This is a genomic window from Candidatus Moraniibacteriota bacterium (assembly GCA_035390125.1).
In the GTDB taxonomy this organism is placed as follows: Bacteria; Patescibacteriota; Minisyncoccia; order Moranbacterales; family GWC2-37-73; genus DAOOTD01.
Genome location: DAOOTD010000001.1, coordinates 50,862 through 70,786, shown reverse-complemented (window position 1 = coordinate 70,786; position 19,925 = coordinate 50,862). Strand labels below are relative to the sequence as shown.

Here is a 19,925-nt window from a genome sequence, read left to right as displayed (position 1 = left end):
TTATGCTTTATTATAATTAATTTTACAATTGCTCAGTGAACAGTAAAAAATCAAAATGGAAACACTCCCGATTATAGCTCCAAACAAAAACGTCGCTTCCGGACTTATTTTTGTCCAAAGTTCTCCGGCAATATATCCGGCAGGGAGAGCCGCTAAACCGGTAAACGTATGGAAAGTTCCCAGAGCCGTTCCCTTGAGACGAGCCGGTGACAAATCAGAAACGAATGCCCGCTGAGTGCCATCAATCAAGGAAAAAAATATTCCGAAAAGTATGAACGAAATTATTGTAAATGTAACACCGCCAAATAAATAAAGCCCGATAGATAAGAGAGTAAACATTCCGTATCCGGCCAAAATTATCGGTTTTCTGCCAAATTTGTCGGACAATGATCCGGCTTTCATAGACAAAAGGGTGTAGACTAAATAAAAAAGAGCGTAAAGCATGATAGTTTTTTCATCTCCCAGTCCGTCCGCCTTCGCCCGAAGCATCAAAAAAGCATAGCTGTAATTTCCCAGTGTAAAAATTGTCGCAACCAGAATAAATATTTTTAACTCGCGCGTCAATTCGCCAAATCCTACTTTCAAGGAAATTTTTTTCTCAACTTTTTTAATTCTTTCCGGTTCTTTTACCAAAGAAATCACCCCCACCGAAACTAAACCGGGAATAATGGCTAGCTTAAATAAGTTTACAAAACCAAAAACCGGAAGCAGCAAAAATGCCAATACTGATCCGCCAACTGAACCCAGCCCATCCAACGCCCGGTTGAATCCGTAAGCCTTGCCTAATGTTGCCTGATTATTAGATTCGGCAATAATAGCGTCGCGTGGCGCGTCACGCAAACCTTTTCCTACTCGGTCTAATATTCGGATGAGTAGCACGGAAAACCAACTGCCGGAAAAAGCCAGGACCGGCTTCATTATAGCCGAAAGGGTATAGCCAAAAAAAACAAACGGTTTCCTGCTTTTTATTTTATCCGACCAATAGCCGGAAACGACTTTTAAAAGCGAGGCGGCCGCTTCGGCCGCTCCTTCAACCAGGCCAACAGCTACCGCTCCGCCACCCAAAACTGAGGTAATATAAAGAGGGAGCAATGGAAAAACCATCTGCCCAGAAAGATCCGTCAGCAAACTGACAACTCCAAGAATAACCACATTTCGGCTTATGCCTGAATATCTTTTTTTGAAGTTAAACATAAAGTAGCTTGCTTATAGGCGTTATTTTTTCATTACCTTTTCGTAAGCCTTAATGTAATCTTTCGTCATTTTTTCCGAAGAAAAATTTTTCTTAACATGTTCGAAGCAATCCTTTCTGTCAATTTCATCAACTCTTTTTATTTTCTCCGCCATCTCATCCACACTGTCACAGATAAATCCTGTTTTTTTATCTATTACGATTTCCGGAACGGATCCGCGTCTCATTGCAAACACAGGCGCCCCACAAGCCATTGCTTCGGTAAAAAACAAACCAAAAGGTTCTTCCCACTGAATCGGAGCGATTAAAGCCTTAGCATTTCCAAGAAGCTCCACTTTTTCTTCATGATCAACTTCTCCGATAAATTTAATCTGATCGTCATCAATTAATGGTTCTACTTCTTTCTTGAAATATTCCTCATCAACCAGATCAACTTTGGCTGCCATAATCAATTTCACCCCCGCTTTTTTTGCCACCGCTATGGCTTGAACCGGTCCCTTCTCCGGAGACATTCTGCCAAGAAATGCGAAATAATCTTTTGGCTGGTAATTTTGTCTAAATTTTTCCATATCCAGACCATTATAAGCGTTTGCCACAAAATTAAGTTCTGGCATCGGTTTTCGTTGATTCATGCTGATGCTTATGTAATTTGACTCGCTAAACTCGCCATAAACTCTCTGCTGATAAGGAACATCGAGAGGTCCGTGAAGAGTTGTGACTACCGGACAAGCGATAATTTTTTCAAAAGGAAGCAATCTCCAGCCAATATGATTATGAACAACATTAAAATCATTTTCATTTAAATATGTTACCACTTTTCCTATCCCAATAAATTTATAAGCTTCCCGTAACTTCATGTCCGTAAGATCAGGAATACTTCTGAGCGATCTTTTGAAAATGACTTCCAGCTTGGCGCTTGTTTGGGAATCTCCAGTTGCTATGAGCGTAACATCATGACCCATCTTTACTAACTGCTGAGTCAAGTTATAAACAACAAGTTCCGTTCCGCCATATTTATGTGGGGGAACTTTTTCCTCAAATGGAGCTACTATTGCAATTTTCATTTTTTTGTTTTGTTTATTAATTGATTAAAAAAATTGTCATATTGATCAGCTATTTCTTCCCATTGAAAATCATCGTTGATTCTTTTTAAACAGTTTCCCGTATAAAAATCTTTTCCGTTTTTCAAAACGATGTTTATTTTTTCGGCTAAATCAGAATAATTTTTGGGTTCAAACAGGCATCCTGTTATTTTGTCTTTTACGGTATATCGCAACCCTCCAGTGCGCGAAGCGATTACAGGGGTTCCGCAAGCCATTGATTCCAGAGGAACTATTCCAAACGGTTCATAATATGAGGAAACAACACATACATCGGCAGCTGAATAATATTTATATAGTTCTTTTTGCTTTTTTGGACCAAGGAATTTTACTCTCTTTTCTATTCCTAATTCTTGAGAGATTTTTTTTAGTCGCTCACATTCAGCCTCTTCCAGCTTTCTTGCCGATTTGCTTTTGCCCCCGCCGATAACAAATAATCTTGCATTGGGATATTTTTTAATAACTTCTTTGAAGGCGTAAAGCAGTGTTCCGATTCCTTTTCTCCATTCGATTCTGCCGACATAAAGAATGATTTTTCCGTTAGTTTCGACTTTTGCCAGTTTTCTGGCTCTTTCGGTTTTTATCGGCCTAAATATTTTCGTATCCACCCCGATAGTTATGGTTTGTATTTTTTCACCGCTGATTCTAAAAAGATTTTTGATAATTTCTTTTTCCACCGGACTGGTCGTAATTATCTTGTCCGCTTTTTGGGCTATTTCTTTTTCAAAAATCGTTCTTTGTTCAAAAAAAGCATTGTTGGTTTCCTGAAATTTGTATTTTTTCAAACTCTCAAATCTCACTTGACCGATAGAATGATAAATATGAACAAGCGGTTTCTTGATTTTTTTAGCAACTTTTAAACCAATAAGCCCCGAAAACCAGTAGTTTGTATGAATTATATCATAATTTATTTTTTCCTTTTTTACTCTTTTCAATATATTTTCCGTAAATTCATCCACAACACCTAAAAAATTATCTCTAGGTATATACCTTTTCGGACCCGCTTTAACCCTTATAACCCTTAAATGATTGTTGAATTTAACAATTTCTTTTTTGTTTTTTCTGTCCCAACGAGTATACACATCAACTAAAATTCCAAGTCGGCACAAAAATTTTGCTAGGTAGAAAACATAGATATTTTGCCCTCCGGCTTCTTTGGACCCGATTTCCGCCAATGGATCGGCGTGATCTGAGATTAGAAGAATACGCATAAAGTAAATTTAATCACAGAAAATACTTTTTGAGTCATGCTTTTAATACGCTTAAGAAACTATTTTAGCTGCGATAATTTTTTATTATTTCTCCGTCGCTATCTGCTCGCCTTCTTTCAGACCGGAAACAATCTCCACTATTCCATTATCTCCTTCCAGTCCGGTTTGTATTTCTCTTTTTTCAACTGTTTGTTTCTTGATATCAGTCAGAACGGTAACGAATTTTTTATCTCCTTCTTTTTCTATTACTCCTTTGGGAATCATAAGTACATTATCTTTTTGGGCTACCTTATCATAAATTGTGCAGTTCATACCATATCGCAGTCCTGCATCGGGATTTTCAACCTGCATTTTGACCACGTAGTAAACAACGTTCTGAACGGTAACTGGAGTTGGATCTATTTCCGTTACCTCCGCTTCAAATATTTGATTTTCCGGATAAGCATCAAATTTGACACTTATTTTCTGACCGACTCTGACTCCGGCAATATCCACTTCTGGAACCCTAGCTTCAATTCTCATTTCGTCTTCCCGAACAATCTTAATCACTGGGCTTCCGGCCTGAACTATTTCTCCAATGTTTGCATTTTTTTCAGCTACTGTTCCGCCTATCGGTGCATTAATGTTGGCATATTGGAATTGTTTGGAAATTTCATCAACGGCGGCCTCTGCTTGCTGGATCGCCGCCTTTTGAGCACTGCGTTGGTCCTTGGTATATAAATCATCCTTATCTTTTTGATAAGCCAAAGTCTTTTTCTGGATCGTAACCGCTTTTTTTGCTTGTTCCAATTTTTCCGTTAAAGTGCCCGTATCAACACTGGCTAAAAATTGTCCCTGTTTCACTTTGTCCCCAACATCCACTTTAACGTTGATGAGCGGTCCGGATATTCGAAAACTGACATTAGCTTCGTCTTTAGATAAATATTCTCCGTTGGCTGAAATGGTCCGGGTTAGCGTCCCCTTGCTAACCGGAGTAAGTGTATAATCCGCTTTCTTGTTCTTATTTCCCCAAATTATGGATCCTATCGTTATCACAATAGCGACAACAATGATCCAATAAATTGCTTTCTTAACTTTTGGCATATTTTTTAATTTATAAATTTAAAAATTATTTATTGTAAAATCCCGTCTTTCATATGGATTACCCTATCAACATATTCCTCGTCTTCCGGTTCATGAGTTACCAAAATCACGGTTTGATTAAGTTCTTTGTTGAGTTTTCTAAAAAGTTCCAATATTACGGTTGACGTTTCCGAATCCAAGTTGGCACAAGGTTCGTCGGCAAAAAGAATTTTCGGATTATTGACCAAGGCCCTGGCAACCGCCACTCTTTGTTGTTCGCCTCCTGACATTTCGGACGGAAAATGTTTTATCCGATCACCAAGTTGAACCATCTCAAGTATTTCTCTGGCACGTTTTTTGCTTTCCCGTATGGAGCAACCTTGCAAAATAAGGGGCAAACTGACGGCTTCTTCGGCACTGAATCCCGACAGGAGAGCGTATTCCTGAAAAACATAACCGAAGTGTTGAAGACGAAATTTTGTTTTTTCGCTGTCTGAAAGGGCAGTCAGTTCTTGCCCTTCAACAATTATTTCTCCTTCGTCCGCGTTATCCAAAAGGCTAAGTTGATGAAGCAAGGTGGATTTTCCACTGCCGCTTCTGCCCATAATCGCCACAAATTCCCCTTCCTTTACAGAAAAACTCACGCCCTTAAGAACATGCAGCGGAACTTCCCCTGAATAAGTTTTGTGCAAATTTTTTACGGTTATAATATCTTTCTCCATTGTTTTATTTGAATATTGAATCTAAAATATTTTTTCTGGCAATTTGAACGGATGGGATGAATCCGGCAATAAGCGATACGACTACCATGCTTATTTCCGTGCGCATAAGATCAAGGCTTTCAATATTAAGGCTGATATATCCGATAGGAAGCTCCAGCGGGTGCTTGAGAAAATATGGAGAGATTGCGTATTCAAGCAGGAATCTTCCCAAAATCACCCCCATAAGTCCATAAAAAAATGCTTGCAATACATAGGAAATAACAATAGTTTTGCTTTCCATTCCGATCGCTTTCAAGATTCCGATTTGTTTTTTCTGATTAAGCAAGTCGATATAGATGATTATGAAAATGCTGGCGCCGGAAACAGCCAGTCCGATAGCGTAAAAAATTAATTTTACAAAATCAAAGCTGTTTGTAACGGTTGACAGGGCGCCCAAAAAATCGCTCCAGATATAAAGTTTCAGTTTTTGCTCCAATACATTTTCTATTTTTGAAATATACTTATTCTCATCTCCCATAGTTGCAGTTTTTACAATTATCTCGTCGGCCAGGTCATGCTGTCCCAAAACATCTTCCATTTCATCTTTTGTTACATAAGCCTGCGCATCAGCCAGGAAACTCTTGGTAGCAAAAATTCCAGCTACCGTATATTTTCGGCTTATTCCATTGGGATAATAAACATAAACTTCATCTCCAACTCGGACCCCTCCCAAAGATGCTCTTTCAAGAGTAGCTTCGAAGCCTCCGCTGATTTCCCGTCCGAGAAGTATCTTGCCTCGATCTCCATCTTCCAGATATCTTCCGGAAACAATTTTTGAATTTATTTTAAGAACATTTGATTCCTCTGAAGGGATTACGGAATATAAGTATCCGCTGAAGTCTTTAACGTTAGTTCCTTCTTTCTTCTGATCATATGTGATTTTGACGCCTTCTTTATAGTGCTCTACCGCCCCAATAACACCTGGTATGCTTCTGATGTCATTTAATGTTTGATTCGCTTGTTTAATATAGTTGTCACTTTCACTTTCCTTGGTCGGTTCGATTACAATGTTTCCGTATTGATAATCTATAACCTGATTGTTTATAGTTTTTATAAGTCCGGACATCATGGACGCGATAAAAAGAATATTGATGAAAAGTAAACTTACCACCACTATGGTCATCACGACACTTTTCTTGTTGCTGCGTGTTAGCTGTTTAAAGCTGAACCAGCAGGCGATGAAAAAATTTCTAAGCATTTTGATTATAATTTAAGAAAATCTAAAAACTTACTCAGAACGTCCTTGTTTTCCCGATGTATCGATTCTTTCAATTGTGATAATTTTATTTTTGTCGCTTTTTCTCCAGCTGAAATTATATCTTTTCCGTCCAGAAATTTTCCCCAATGCGCATTTCCAACCTGCGGACTGATAACAATGTCGGCATTTTCGACATTTCGATAGGCCAGGTGATGCCGCAGGAGATTGATTGAATTTTCAGCCATTTTATAAAAACCGAATTTATTGTTTTCGCTGTTGTTGTCGGCAAAGTAATCGGCATCCAAATTAACCGCTATTACCAAATCCGCTCCCATTTTTCTCACCACTTCGACTGGAACGGGCAAAGATAATCCTCCGTCGACCAATAATTTTCCTTCCCTTTCCACGGGCCTAAAAACCAATGGCAAAGAAATACTGGCTCTGATTGCCGAGGCAACGTCGCCTTTGTTTATAACAACCGCGTCGCCGTTCTTAAAATTTGTCGCTACTACCGAAAGGGGAACTTTTAAATCCTTAAAATCCATTTTGTCGATATGATCTTCGATAAAATTGTTTACCTTTTTACCTCCCAGCAATCCCTGGCGAAAAGAAGGATCTATCAATGCTAAAATCATTTTCCAGTTAGTTCCCAACGCTATCTTTTCCACTTGTCCTATATCTTTGGTAGCGGCATAAAATCCGCCGACCATAGCGCCGATACTTGAACCGGCGATAAAATCGATCGGAATATTATTTTCTTTCAGAACTTTGATTACGCCGATATGCGCCAGCCCCCTGGGACCGCCGCTTCCCAACGCCAAACCGATTTTAGGTCGTTTTAGTTTTGCCATAATTTTAATCTGATTCTGCGGGATTATTTTTTACGTTGCCTACCAAAGCCGAAGCCTTATTCTTCATAGACGAAATAACCCGGCTCGCTGTTTTTCCTATTTCATCTCTGATATATTTTGCATTGTTATATTGCGATGGATAACCGACTAGTTCCATAAAACCAACACCGTTTACTTTTTTATCTTCGAATAATCCGCTGACCGTAAGCGGTCCCTCCCAATAATTGATTGAACCGAACAGCATTTCCTGATTTTCAATTTTTGCCGACAGAAGCAGATGTATATTTTTTGCCGGTATTTTGATTTCCCATAACATCGGATAAATAGCCTTGCTTTTAGGGCTTGTCCAATGTCCTTTCAGGGGAATAATTTTAATATTGTCATAATGCTCTTGCGTATTATCCGGATAAGAGATACTGGCCAAATAAGTTTTTTTCTGGCCGTCATCATACATAAAGCAAACCATTTCCGTATTATTGTCCAATTGCACCGAGAACCAATCCCACCTGTCTTTGGAATAACTGGCATCCGCCCACTGATGATCCACCCATGACTTGCCGGTAATATTCACCCATTTATCTTTAATTTTTATTCTGCCTTCTGTTTTCAGGTTGGTTAAGGAATAATAATAGGTTGCTTTAGAATGAAGATCAAGAAAACCCTTCCCGCCTTCCAGCAAGGGCTTTTTAATTGAAGTTAATATCAAATCCATATCTTCATTTTTTAAGCGGTATTTTGATTCGTCTGTTTTTTCAATAGCGCAGTTAGTATAACCGTTCTTAATTTCCGGATTGATGTAATTTATATGAAGCAGGGATTTGGAAAAACTGTCATCAGAAACAACAGAAAAGGGAGATATCCTATGCTGAAAACTTTTATTATTTATGTCTGAAACGAGTGAATGTGAGAAGTAGGATGTTTTAAGCGGAATCTTACTTAAAAAAGGTATTTTTACTTTTTTGACATCCACTTTGAACAGGCAATCCATATATGAATATTCGTTGCCATATTTGTCTTTAAGATGGCCGTTAAAATACCACCATTCAACAATGGCGTCATGAGCCGATTCGTCTTCTGGGAACTTTATAGGTTCATATTCTTTATACATAAATTGCTTTCAAATTATTAAAATCATTAAAAGACGCTCCATTTATTAGTTTAGATAGCTACGAAAATGAAGCGCCCAAAATGCTTTACATATTATCAAATGGCGGCTTTTTTTCTTGCCAAGCCCACACTAGATATCCGGCAATAGCAATAACCGCGACGACTCCAATTCCGATTCCAATTGTCATGGGACTTGACCAATCAATGTTTGCTAGAAAATTTGTTGGCATATTTTTATTTTTATTAACTCATTTATTAAGTCCTTGAGGCGGACTGGTCCTCGACCTTTAAAATAAAGCGGCAATAATTTGATCTGATATTTTTGCCGAATTTATTTTTTTATTAAGAAACGAATATTCCAAAAGCAATCCGTCCATCATGCCGGTAAGCATGGAAGTTAGAAGTTGGCTATCAACTTTACCGGTTAGTTTCTTACTTGCGAAAGCTTCTTCAATTATTGGTTGAATCAGATCAGCAACCCGTTCTCTTAATTGAGTAATGTGTTTTGTTATCTGTCTATCGGCCGGCGATAATTTTAACACTATAGATTTGATAAGATTTTTTTCTCTAAATCCAAACTCTAAGTAATTCTTAATCAGTTTGTGTAATTTTTTATCAATCGTGGTTTCGTTCATCGCTTCGGTAATAGCCAAACTCAAATCATCAAAAACTTCATCCAGTACTTTTTCATAAATTTCGGCTTTACCAGTGAAATGATAGTAAAGCGCAGCTTTGGTTATATCCAGTTTTTTGGCGATATCGCTCATAGAAACACCCAAATAACTATATTCGGAAAAAAACTGGCGGGCTGTGTCAACAATATATTTCTTGGTGTCTTGAATAACGTCTTCTGGTTGTTTTGCGATTGTTTTCATGCTTTCTTGGTTACTTCTTATTTACTTACCGATAGGTAAGCTATTTTCAGTATGCCGTAATATCAATTATTTGTCAAATCGACCTGTCCACTAAATCGTCAAATATAGCTTAAAACAGGCTTATTTATCCATAAAAAAACTGACTTTTTTGCTTGCTGGGGAAGTAATTCCCTTTTCTACAAAGCCGGTTCAAAATGACGCGTTTTTTATCTTATTGAGACTATTTCAATTTCAAAAGCGGTTCTTCCCACCCGAAACAAGTCTCTGTTTTTTCCAGAACAACGAGAGCCTTCTTGCATTCCGGATCAAGCTTCGCATATTCCTGAAGCACAACCACAACTTCTTCTATAAATCCGCCAACAGTACCGTCCGAATCATCCACACCTCCAGTGCACAGTTTTTTATCCAGACGCAAAAGGAGGCTGACCAATAATTCTGCGGTTTGTTCGCCAGCTGGCAATTCGGAAACAATTTTAGCCAAACGATTGCATCCTTCTGAAAGCGAAGCCTGATAAGCAAACCATGTTCGTGATGGGCCGCTATATGCCTTGATATATTTTAGAGCTGAAGTAATTTCTTGTTTAATTTTCTTTAATTCTTCCTCACTTAATTTTCCAAGTTTTCCACTGCATACCGAACTACTGAATACCTTCGCGTCTTCCGGCTTTATTTTCTTGCCTCGCATAACCGCATAAATTGATACGGCCACCATATGTTTGCAAAGCGTGTCATTCTGCCCAAGATAACAAGTGCAAGTAGCCAATCCAAATCGCCGAGCTTCAACAGATACTCGATAAGGTTTCGTTCCTGCGACTATGGCAGAATACGCACCAATGCCCTCCTTAAATTCCGTCACTTTACCGCTTTCATACAAAGCCACCGCCTTTTCAAAAGTAGGCGGATCTGTGGCGAATTTGATTTTGTCTAAATTGTAGGCTGGTTGCATAGTTTTTCTTATTCAATAACCTTGTGCAGTTCTATGCTTCCAATATTCTGACGACCACGCCCAGAATAATACTCGCCCTCTAATTTATCACCAGAACAGGATAAATAAGTTGTTCCATAATGGATTTGCATGCTATCAACAGAACTTGATTTGGGATTATTCTGATACTGATAATGAAGCGAGGCATTATTTGAAACCCCTACCATTATTGAAGCAACCGTACTATTTGAACAAGAATTATCGGTCTTTAGTAAAATTTCAATTTCTGTCCAGGTTTGAGATATTTTAACATCAGTATTTACGAAATCTTGAGAATTGAAAGATGATTGTAGCTTCCCCCTCCATTTTCCTGAAATATCCGGGGTTTTAATTATCCCCAATTTTTTCAAAAAGGGTTTTCGCCAAATAAATTTGTCAAATACGCTATATAGTAGACCGTATATTCCCATAACTGATGGCGCGCTTGCCCACCAAGGAAAAGAAATTTGCAGTTTTGCAAGAATTGCGCTCATTCCCCAGGTTAAAACAATAGCTATACAAGCAAGATAGAAAGGGATTATTTTTCTTTCATTGGTATTCGTTGAATAGGGGTGCATCATATCGTTTCCCAGTTATCCCAAAGATAAACAAGATTAGCAATAAACTTTTCCGCATCATCTTTTTTCCATTGCTCCTGTGTATCTCCGAAAAGCAGCGTCTGTTCATTCTGACAAATAAATTCATCCAGAGAATTTTCATAAAGATGTTTGAGAACATTGAAGTAGGTATCGTGATTGCTGTTGCAAAAACAACTGTCCGGAACATTATAAATAAGGCTCTGCAAAAAATAGGACGGAGCAATGTCGCCAGTGATTAATCTCTTGTCAATGAGATATTCTCGTGCATTTTTGAAAACCCTGACAGATGGCTTGAATAATCCAGCTGTTCTGTTTTTATCATTTTTCTCAACGCCATTATCATAATGATGTTTTGGATAATTCACGATAGCATGTCCAGATTTCAGGTGATAAAATTTTATGCCTTCTTCCGCCAGATAATCATTCGACCCACTGAATGACCAATATTTTCTAAAGTGAATAACTGGAACAATATCGGCTTTAATTCTGCCGGATGTCGGCAACAATTTTATTGATTTATTACCGCTAGAATCAACAAGAAGTTTTCCGTAATAACTTTCCAGCGCTTTGATTACGTCCAAACGAAAATCTTTCCAAGTATAAGTAGCCGGGCTATGGGATAATTCATGATGGATCGCCTCTTCTTTGGAAAGACTGGATAAATCGTGTCCGAAAGTTTTTTTCAATTCAACGATAATATCCACGTCGCTGTCGCCACGGATATTAGTTCCGTTTCTGTATGAACCCTGAAGATAAACAATTACTTTTTTATTTGCAATAAGTTCCTTTATGGGAGATTTTTCGTGTTCAAGAGCTGCTTTTACCGAAGTATAAGTAGCGGCAGCACTTACTGTCGCTCCTTGATTTGCCCAGGTATTAATTTGCGATTCATAGATTGCCATTGAATTCGAAGATTATTTCCTCTTTCTTTCCCTGCTGTCCAAATATCTTTTCAGTGCATCTTTGGAGGTAAGCCAATTGCGTCCTTCCTTGTGCGCCTCCAGTTTTCCACTGCGAGCCAGTTGATTCAGATATTTTTCCGTAAATTTTGTATCCTTGGCTAATTCTGCCAACGGGATAAATTCCTCTTTGCCTTTCTTGCTTGGCATTAGTATTTTCAGATAAATATCCAATGTTCTCTCCACCGCCCGAGCAATGAAGTTCACAAACGGAACATAGTCGCCCTTATCTGCCAGAGACAGCGACCGATAATATCTTTTGCGATCATTCTTTAAGACAATTACCAGGGGAAATCCTGACTGCATCAGAACAATATTCATCGTCAAGCGTGAAGTCCGGCCGTTGCCGTCAAAAAAGGGATGGATATAGACCAACTTGTGGTGCAAAATACTGGCTAATTCCACTGGGTGCATTTTTTTCTTACTGTTATCCCCGACCCAACTGATAAGATTTTGCATCAGTCTCGGAATCTCTAAAGCTTCCGGCGGTTTGTGATCCGCTCCACCAATAATCACCCCGCTGTTTCGGTATTTTCCCGCCCATTCTTTATCAATATCTTGCATCACGATTTGATTCAGCGATCTAATAAACCTTTCCGACACGGTATTGTTCTTTCCGCTTTCCACCAGTGAATACAAATAGTCCAAAGCCTCCTTGTGGCTTTTAGCCTCAAGATGATCCTTTAGTGGCTTGCCTTTGATGGTTATGCCCTCATTGATGACCAGATAGGTTTCTTTGAGAGTCAAACTGTTACCCTCAATCGCATTGGAATTATAGGTCATTTCCACTTCAAATTGTTCCCTGAGTTTTTTAACTGCAGAGGATGGCAGTGGACGAAAAGAATTCAGCAACTTCAATTTGTCATCAATTCTTTTTTGGATTTTTTTGTCTAAATATTGCATATATTCTTAAGTTGGTTTAGATGATTATTTACAGTATACCATATTAAGGAAACTAGTCAATAATACTGTCTTAAGCCCAAATGCTTGAAAAAGCCACCGACTCTAAATCTTTGAAACCTTCTTCACAAACTCCTTCTGCTTCGTCCTCTTATTAAACCAGCTTAAGCTTGATACTTCCACCACACTGGCTTCAGATAACTCCTGAAGTGTTTTGTCCAGTTCGCAAATTTCAGGATTAACTTCTAGCGCGGTTTCATTGATTCCCAAAAGCTTTATACCATCCAAAGTTCGCAGGCGCGACAACGCCACATATCCCATTCCGTATTCGAATGATTTGCTCAAATCCATTTCCACCGCGTCCAGTGTCATTCCCTGACTTTTGTGAACCGTAATTGCCCAAGCCAAACGAAGTGGAATTTGAGTGATAGATGCGATCACTATATCATCTTCTTCAATCGCCCATTTTTCTGGAGTCGCTACAATTTCCTTTCCTGAAAAAGTTTCCACTATCGGCAATTTGTTTTCGTCAAAGCCAATGATTTTTCCTAAGGTGCCGTTAACATAACCGCGATCAAAATTGTTTTTGACAAACATCACCATCGCTCCAATTTTCAGCACTAGCCGTTCCGGAGCAAGGCATCCTTTTTTGATGATGTTCACCAATTTTTCATTGCCGTCCGAGTGCATCTTGTAGGCTAAAGGTTTTTCTTTGATTCTGTCCAGCTCTAAATTATTGATAGCATCCACATTGGCGTTGTGAGTAAAAAGCCTAGTCGGATAAATATCGCTTCTGATCGGCTTATTTTCTCTCGTCAAAACTAAACCCAAAATCTTATCATCCACCTGCTGGTTTCTGATGGCATTAAGAATTTTAGTCATCTTTTCATCCTCTTGGCGGTATTGTTCTTCCAGATAACAGATTTGCGGATTCATTTCCTGCCAAGCCAAAGACTCAATTACAAACTTGGATTTTTGGTTTTCTTTGGCAACTGGCGGAAGCTGAAAAAAATCTCCGCATAAAATTACCTGCAATCCGCCAAATGGCAAGAATGGGTCTTTGAAAAGTTTGCAAACTTTGTTGACCATATCCAACTGATGAGCATGAAGCATGGATATTTCGTCTATGATAAGGACGCCAGTTTTGGCAAAGCGTTTGCGATAATAGAATTTGCCTTTGAGTTTATGCAAATCCCCTTGAGTCAGATCATCCTTGATGCCCATTCCTGACCAGCTGTGGATGGTTTGCCCGTTCATGTGAGTCGCGGCAATTCCAGTGGAGGCTGTCACCGCCACTCCGATATTTTTGCTTTTGAGATAATCGATATATTGGTTCAATAAAAAAGTTTTCCCGCTTCCGGCGGGGCCTGTCAGGAACACATTGTGTCCCAATTTCAAAATGTCCAGAGCGGTTTTCTGCTTCATCGTTTTTACCTCATTTATTCTTCAATTTTAGCAGAAAACAGACCTCTGGTAAAGGGTTTTAGAGCCTAAATTTCGCCAAATTCTGCGATTTGTGCGACTTTTATCTGAAGTTGGGTAAATGATGCCACCGCATAACAAAACCGAGGCATTTCGCCCCGGTTTTCTTAGCCTATAACCCCACTATTTCAATTCCCAGCGGACTGGACAGCTTCCACTTCATCATTCCACTGCTGATGTCGAGCATCTCGTTGATCATGGCAATCTCGTGTTTGTCACTCCATGCCTCTGGAAAGGGATAGGCATATTTTTGTTGTTGGACAAGCGATTGGCAATAATTCATATCTGAACATTGATCTATCGTTTTTACTTTTCCGTCTTTATCCCTCACCTTCCCATAATTTATATCCCAATCCATATATTCCTGAAATTTGGCATCATCGTCAAAAATGTGAAAATAGCTCTTGGCATCTTTTTTGTGCAGATCTTTAGCCAATGCGATCAAATCTGCCTGAGAAGTTTTGGGAGGGATGACTATGCTTTTCCAGGTCTTGCCAGATTTTTCATAGCTCTTCAATTCCCGATAGCTCACGATTTTTTCCTGGGCAGTTTCAATCGGTGCTGTTTCCTGCTTTGGAGTTTCCGCTGGCTGGACAACAGCCTCGTTCTTTTTCTTTTCAACCTCGTCCATTGAATTGCCGATCACAACCAGCAGTATTGAGAAAGCACCCACCGCGATTATCACTGCCAGCAGTATTTTCTTGAAAGAACTTTCTTTCTTGTTTTCATTATTATTTGAACCATTGATATATTTGCTCGCAAATTTTTCATCACTGCTGGCGATGTATCCGATGCCTTCAAAGAAAGCGACAAACGATGGAATCAGCGTCCAACAAAATATCAAATACAGAAAACCTTGTCCTGTTTTTCCCAGATAAAACTTGTGCGCTCCCAGTCCTCCCAAAAGCCAAGCCAATAAAAAGGCGACTACTTTACTCTTGGAATTTTTAACTGGCTCGTGTCCTGTCTCCAGCCATTCTCCGCAGTGTTTGCATTTTTTAGCTTCTGCAAGAATTTCTTCTCCGCAAAATTGGCACTTCTTGTTTTGTGTTTCCATTTTTTTAGTCGGTTTTTTTAATGAATTAAAAAACTGCCAGTTTTCGCTGGCAGAAAAACACAAAGCTCCCCACCAGCGATGTCCTTGCGGACACCCATATCCCTTTCGAGACATGACCGACTAAAGTGCTCTGGATGGAGAGCTTAATACACTTTAGTCGGTTTTCATACCATACCTTGCGATTTTACTCACAAGGGTTAGGCATTTAATTGTTGATTTTATTATTACATTTATATCGGCGAAAATCAACCCGTCCATCCTGTCTCTCCATCCATTAACTTATCGGTTTTCTTTTTTTAGTTTTCAAAGAACTCCGGTCAATCTATCTGGGACAGCTTCACTTCCTTCGCCAGCTGATTTTTAGTGAGATGCATATATCTTTCCGTCGTAGCAATAGATTTATGTCCGAGCAAAATCTGAGTCGCCCGGAGACTCGCCCCTTTTTCCAAAAGCCTCACACAATAGCTGTGACGAAGGCTATGGACTGATATTCCTTTTCTTGCTACTCCGGCTTTTTCCAAATACTTCTGAAGCATCAAAGAAACCCTCCTCGCAGTCATTCTTTTCCCCAGACTGCTTTTGATCAGCGGTTCATTTGGTTTTTTGCCCTTCATAAATACTTTCAATAATTTGGCTAGTCTTTTGTTAATCGGCACAACCTGTTCCACATTGCCTTTCCGCCTAATACGGATGGTTTTGTTTTCCAAATTGATGTCGTTGAGGCTTATATTGGTCAATTCACTGAGTCGAAAGCCTGTCTCGGCTAAAATCCTAACTGCCACCTCGTTTCTTGGTTGAAACTTGGACTCATCCTTTTCCACCGCGCCAATCAATTTCCTGACTTCTAATTCTGAAAGATAACTTGGCTCACGGCTGATTACTTTGGGCATCGGCAGATTTTTCATCGGATTATCTCTGATGATATTTTCGTCTTCCAAGAATCTGAAGAAATTTCGCAGGGTCGTTTGTTTCAATCTTTTGGTAATCGGCTGATTGGCTAACGAAAAGAGGAAGGCTCGGATGTCTTTCCTCTTTGTCGCCCTAATTGAACCGCTCTTTCCTAAATAATCACGAAACTCATGCAGATTGTTTTTGTAGACCCTGACCGTGTGCTCGCTTAAGCACCGCTCCAGTTTCAGGTAATCCAAATAGTCTTTGATATGATCCATTTTGTTTTACTCTTAACTTATGGACACACCATAGCTCTTTGGGGAATACTATCAAGGCCTACTTATCCACTCCTTGGCTTTTGGCTTTTTCCAAGAGATTCTTCAGCTTTTCCTGCCAATCTTCCCTTTTCACTTCTATCGGCAGGCGGTAATGCTCAATGGGAATTAGCTTTTCATCATCATTGCCGATTAAATAATACTTATCACCGTCAATCAGGAAATGATTGGTGGCATCGAAGTAATATCCCAGACCGTTGCTGTCGGCAATGAAAGCTCGTTCATCAATATATCTGGGAAGAGTAAAAACAATCAGTTTTTTTAGCGACTCTTGGTCGCCTTTTAGATTATAGAATCGCGCTTCGCAAAGCATTTCCAAATCAGAAATATCAAAACGACACTCTGCCACTATTTTCTCATCGTCTTTAATAAGATACTTATCCTCACCAACTTCTGAAATATACCGCTTAAAAACTGGATGAATTTTCTTCACATCTTTCAAATTATGGAAGAATCTTCCCGCGCTCACTTCTCGTAAAAATTGAATGATTATCATTTTGGTTAAAATTACAAATTAAAAGGGACTGACAACAGCTATTATCTGACTGTTTGGCAATAGCGCTCATACATTGTCCAAATGAATGTTGCGAATAATGCCGATATAAACAGGGACGATAACAGCGACTGGGTTTTGGTCTTCATAGAATGTATTTCCTTGCCCGAAACTCTTCCAACTCTTTGAGTGTGGGAAAGGATTGTTTAGGTTTAATATGTTCTGGCTTCTTTACTCCTGCTTCAATGACCTTGCCTCGTAACTGTTCCTCTTTTTTGAGCTGGGCTTCGAACTCTTCAAAAGTTGGACTTTCGGAAATGAGCACTCCAGCACTCGCCCGTTCATCTTGGATGGCGAACATACTGCTCATCCCAAGACTTATGACATGGTCAGAAAATCCTCCCGACTTATGATCCAATCTCCAACCATACGATTTTTCTTCGGCGTTCAGACTCAGTAGTTCATCTTCCAGCAATTTGCAAGGGAAAATTCTGATGAGAGAATTATGAAACAAGTAGAAGAGGTTCTGGGATAATTTCTGAATAGTGCTTGATGTGAATGTAAATTCTTCTATTCTCACTCCCATCCTTTTTAATTTCTGGGCGCTGTTTTTCATCTGCCAGATATCCAAAATGGCTTTTCTGATGTTGAAATTTTGATTCGCCCAAAGGATATCCGACTCAATGTCGCTGATGAGCACCGGGTTCTTTTTGGTGCCTTGATAAGTTTTGATGAAGTCGAGATAAATAAGGTTATCATTTTTATCTTTGTGGCAAATCGTCAAAACTGTTCTGTCGCGGATTAATCCCAAATCCACTGCCAGATAATACTTTATATTTTCCCTGCCGTTAAGCTGGGGCTTCAAAGCATAATCTTTACAGGCTTCCACTTCCGATTTTTGAATGAACGCATTTTCACCCTGCACCCACTTGTTCTCATGGAGTCGTTGATACACTCCAGCTGGCAGACGCATCCGTTGCTGTTCCAGATATTCCTCATTCACCCAGCTCGCCAAATTATTTTCACTCCAGAAAAAATACATTTTGGAGTCTCGCTTTTGCATTCCTGTCTGATAGATGTCATAGAGCAAACTGGTCTGGTCTGTTCCGGCGTAAGTTACCACAAAAGTCAGCGGTTCTTTTCGGACTGGACTTTGCGTTAGCGCGTCATACAGGTCACGATTGGGTTGATTCCAAAGTTCATCGAAAATCACGCAGGAGGGATTCAAACCATGGGCAGTTGGGGCGTCAGCGGAGAGAACGCGATAGACACTGTTTGTGCTGGGAACCACAATTTCATCTTTGTAGATTCTCACTGAATCAAGCAAAATGGGATTTCTTTCAATGGCTCGCTTGGTCATCTGGAAAATAATTTTGGCCTGATCCTTGTCGCCTGCCGCTCCGTAAACTTCGCCGTTCATTTCAGTAAACAAGGAATACAAAGCCACTGCCGATGCCATCGTGGATTTTCCATTCTTTTTTGGCACGCCAATCAAAACCAGGTTGTATTTCCTGAAACCATTTGTATTTTTGGTCTGGAAAATATCTCTGAGGATTTTCTTTTGAAATTCCTCCAGTTTAATCGGCTTACCATCTTCTAGGATGTATTGTTCCTGAAGAAAGACAACAATGTCTTTTTTGTATTCAATCAGTTTTTCTCTGGTGATGGGTTTAATCTTCGTCATATTCCAGTTCGCTTAATTCTTTAGCCAAACTATATGTCTGTGCCACATTCAGTCCGATTCTGCTTCTAGCTTCCGGAGTTAATCCTAAAGCACTGCAGAAGTGGATTATGAGGCGCTCATAAACTGTCCTGGTTTTCAGGATTGGCTGAAAATCAAACTGCTTGTTTTCCAATAGGAACGGAGAGGCTTTGGCTAACCACTTATCCGTGATATATAGGAAGCCATAGTTTCTCACGAGCCTTTTGACCAAAATGCGGTCTATTTCCTGAATCTGGGGCAAAGCCATAATTTGGTCCTCCAATTGGCTCTCAAATTCCAGCACTGCTCGGCAAAATTTGGCTTCAGGCGCGTAATGCTCGCACTCGTGGCTAAAGATACAGCTTTGGCAGTTTGGGGCTAAACCGGACTTCAAAAAGGCGAATCCGCCCGACTTTAAGACCGATTCTCTTTTGAGATTCTGGGTAACCTTTTTTATCCCCTCTTCTGTTTTCGGTCCCATCAATACTGGTTTTTTACTTTCAGCCATAAATTTTTACTGTTTTTCCCTTTATATTTCTCCTGCCTATTCCTTGGCGAAGCCAAGATACATCGCACACGCCTTCGCTAACGCTTCTCCTCTGGTCTTTTGTTTAGCCCATTCCAATGCTTCTTCCACCAGTTCAGCGTCCTTTTTACTCAGTGAAAATGTCATTAAGACTGGCAATGCTTCCTCTTGTTCTTTGGCATCACTTTCCAGTTTTTTAATCAAATTCTCGTCAATTTTTATCGCTTCCAATTTTTCTTGAATTTCTGAATAGTTGAAGCCCAATCTCACAGCCAATTCTTCCAGACCATATACTCCTGAATCGTGGATGCTTTTGATAGTGTTGTGTAGTATCTGTTCGTTGAATGTGCCGCGTTTCCTGTTCCAAGCGATGGAAAGAATTTTGTGTTCAATCCCATCCTTGGGTTCGTAAAATACCACTGGCACTTCCGTGTATCCAAGCTCCTGCATCACCTTGAGCCGGTGGTGTCCGTCAATCAGCGTATTGTCCTTGGAATTTACCACCAAGGCTTGTCCGACTAATCCATATTCGTCAATATCTGTTTTCAGTGCCTCGTAAAGTTCTTCGGAAAACTCATTGGCATTTTCAAAAGGGCTGGGCTTAATTTCCCCAATGGGAACTAGTTTTACTTCTGAATAGATTTTTTGGTTTGTCATTTT

Annotated in this window: 20 protein-coding genes and 1 pseudogene; all 21 read right to left on the bottom strand. The window is 39.6% G+C overall.

What is annotated here, in order from left to right; all coding sequences use genetic code 11:
• Window positions 1–1,194: an MFS transporter gene (locus PLR68_00375; GenBank protein HOW60197.1), complete on the bottom strand. Its 1,194-nt coding sequence runs from the start codon at window positions 1,192–1,194 to the stop codon at window positions 1–3.
• 21 nt (window positions 1,195–1,215) lie between these two features.
• A complete protein-coding gene (locus tag PLR68_00370) occupies window positions 1,216–2,256 on the bottom strand; it encodes a glycosyltransferase family 4 protein (GenBank protein HOW60196.1) in 1,041 nt (346 codons plus the stop codon).
• A complete protein-coding gene (locus tag PLR68_00365) occupies window positions 2,253–3,503 on the bottom strand; it encodes a glycosyltransferase (protein ID HOW60195.1) in 1,251 nt (416 codons plus the stop codon). Before PLR68_00365 ends, PLR68_00370 begins: the two co-directional genes overlap by 4 nt.
• Window positions 3,504–3,587: 84 nt before the next feature.
• Window positions 3,588–4,586, bottom strand: a complete 999-nt coding sequence (locus PLR68_00360; GenBank protein HOW60194.1) for an efflux RND transporter periplasmic adaptor subunit — start codon at window positions 4,584–4,586, stop codon at window positions 3,588–3,590.
• A 29-nt stretch (window positions 4,587–4,615) separates the two neighbouring features.
• Window positions 4,616–5,287, bottom strand: coding sequence for an ABC transporter ATP-binding protein (locus PLR68_00355; protein HOW60193.1), 672 nt, complete (start codon window positions 5,285–5,287; stop codon window positions 4,616–4,618).
• Between the two features lie 4 nt (window positions 5,288–5,291).
• Window positions 5,292–6,449 carry an FtsX-like permease family protein gene (locus PLR68_00350; protein HOW60192.1) on the bottom strand — a complete coding sequence of 386 codons (1,158 nt, stop codon included), beginning with the start codon at window positions 6,447–6,449 and terminating at the stop codon, window positions 5,292–5,294.
• 80 nt (window positions 6,450–6,529) lie between these two features.
• Window positions 6,530–7,375: a patatin-like phospholipase family protein gene (locus PLR68_00345; GenBank protein ID HOW60191.1), complete on the bottom strand. Its 846-nt coding sequence runs from the start codon at window positions 7,373–7,375 to the stop codon at window positions 6,530–6,532.
• A 4-nt stretch (window positions 7,376–7,379) separates the two neighbouring features.
• Window positions 7,380–8,483 (bottom strand): lipocalin family protein, encoded by a 1,104-nt coding sequence (locus tag PLR68_00340; GenBank protein ID HOW60190.1) that lies wholly within the window; start codon window positions 8,481–8,483, stop codon window positions 7,380–7,382.
• 85 nt (window positions 8,484–8,568) lie between these two features.
• Window positions 8,569–8,712, bottom strand: coding sequence for a hypothetical protein (locus PLR68_00335; protein ID HOW60189.1), 144 nt, complete (start codon window positions 8,710–8,712; stop codon window positions 8,569–8,571).
• A gap of 57 nt (window positions 8,713–8,769) precedes the next feature.
• On the bottom strand, window positions 8,770–9,357 hold the full coding sequence (locus PLR68_00330) for a TetR/AcrR family transcriptional regulator (protein HOW60188.1): 588 nt from the start codon (window positions 9,355–9,357) through the stop codon (window positions 8,770–8,772).
• A gap of 220 nt (window positions 9,358–9,577) precedes the next feature.
• A complete protein-coding gene (locus tag PLR68_00325) occupies window positions 9,578–10,303 on the bottom strand; it encodes an SWIM zinc finger family protein (protein HOW60187.1) in 726 nt (241 codons plus the stop codon).
• 8 nt (window positions 10,304–10,311) lie between these two features.
• Window positions 10,312–10,902 carry a hypothetical protein gene (locus tag PLR68_00320; GenBank protein ID HOW60186.1) on the bottom strand — a complete coding sequence of 197 codons (591 nt, stop codon included), beginning with the start codon at window positions 10,900–10,902 and terminating at the stop codon, window positions 10,312–10,314.
• On the bottom strand, window positions 10,899–11,822 hold the full coding sequence (locus PLR68_00315; protein HOW60185.1) for a nucleotidyltransferase: 924 nt from the start codon (window positions 11,820–11,822) through the stop codon (window positions 10,899–10,901). The genes PLR68_00320 and PLR68_00315 overlap by 4 nt, the downstream gene beginning before the upstream one ends.
• 12 nt (window positions 11,823–11,834) lie before the next feature.
• On the bottom strand, window positions 11,835–12,782 hold the full coding sequence (locus PLR68_00310) for a Fic family protein (protein ID HOW60184.1): 948 nt from the start codon (window positions 12,780–12,782) through the stop codon (window positions 11,835–11,837).
• Between the two features lie 102 nt (window positions 12,783–12,884).
• The gene (locus PLR68_00305) at window positions 12,885–14,204 is read right to left on the bottom strand and encodes a PIF1 family DEAD/DEAH box helicase (protein HOW60183.1); all 1,320 of its coding nucleotides are present in this window, start codon (window positions 14,202–14,204) and stop codon (window positions 12,885–12,887) included.
• Window positions 14,205–15,009: 805 nt separating this feature from the next.
• A pseudogene (locus PLR68_00300) lies at window positions 15,010–15,318 on the bottom strand (TM2 domain-containing protein).
• Between the two features lie 317 nt (window positions 15,319–15,635).
• Complete coding sequence (locus PLR68_00295) at window positions 15,636–16,487, bottom strand: tyrosine-type recombinase/integrase (protein ID HOW60182.1); 852 nt, start codon at window positions 16,485–16,487, stop codon at window positions 15,636–15,638.
• Between the two features lie 58 nt (window positions 16,488–16,545).
• Window positions 16,546–17,040, bottom strand: coding sequence for a hypothetical protein (locus PLR68_00290; protein HOW60181.1), 495 nt, complete (start codon window positions 17,038–17,040; stop codon window positions 16,546–16,548).
• 142 nt (window positions 17,041–17,182) lie between these two features.
• On the bottom strand, window positions 17,183–18,721 hold the full coding sequence (locus tag PLR68_00285; protein ID HOW60180.1) for a terminase large subunit: 1,539 nt from the start codon (window positions 18,719–18,721) through the stop codon (window positions 17,183–17,185).
• Window positions 18,708–19,247 carry a hypothetical protein gene (locus tag PLR68_00280; protein ID HOW60179.1) on the bottom strand — a complete coding sequence of 180 codons (540 nt, stop codon included), beginning with the start codon at window positions 19,245–19,247 and terminating at the stop codon, window positions 18,708–18,710. Before PLR68_00280 ends, PLR68_00285 begins: the two co-directional genes overlap by 14 nt.
• 36 nt (window positions 19,248–19,283) lie before the next feature.
• Window positions 19,284–19,922 carry a ParB/RepB/Spo0J family partition protein gene (locus tag PLR68_00275; GenBank protein HOW60178.1) on the bottom strand — a complete coding sequence of 213 codons (639 nt, stop codon included), beginning with the start codon at window positions 19,920–19,922 and terminating at the stop codon, window positions 19,284–19,286.
• Between the last annotated feature and the right edge of the window lie 3 nt (window positions 19,923–19,925).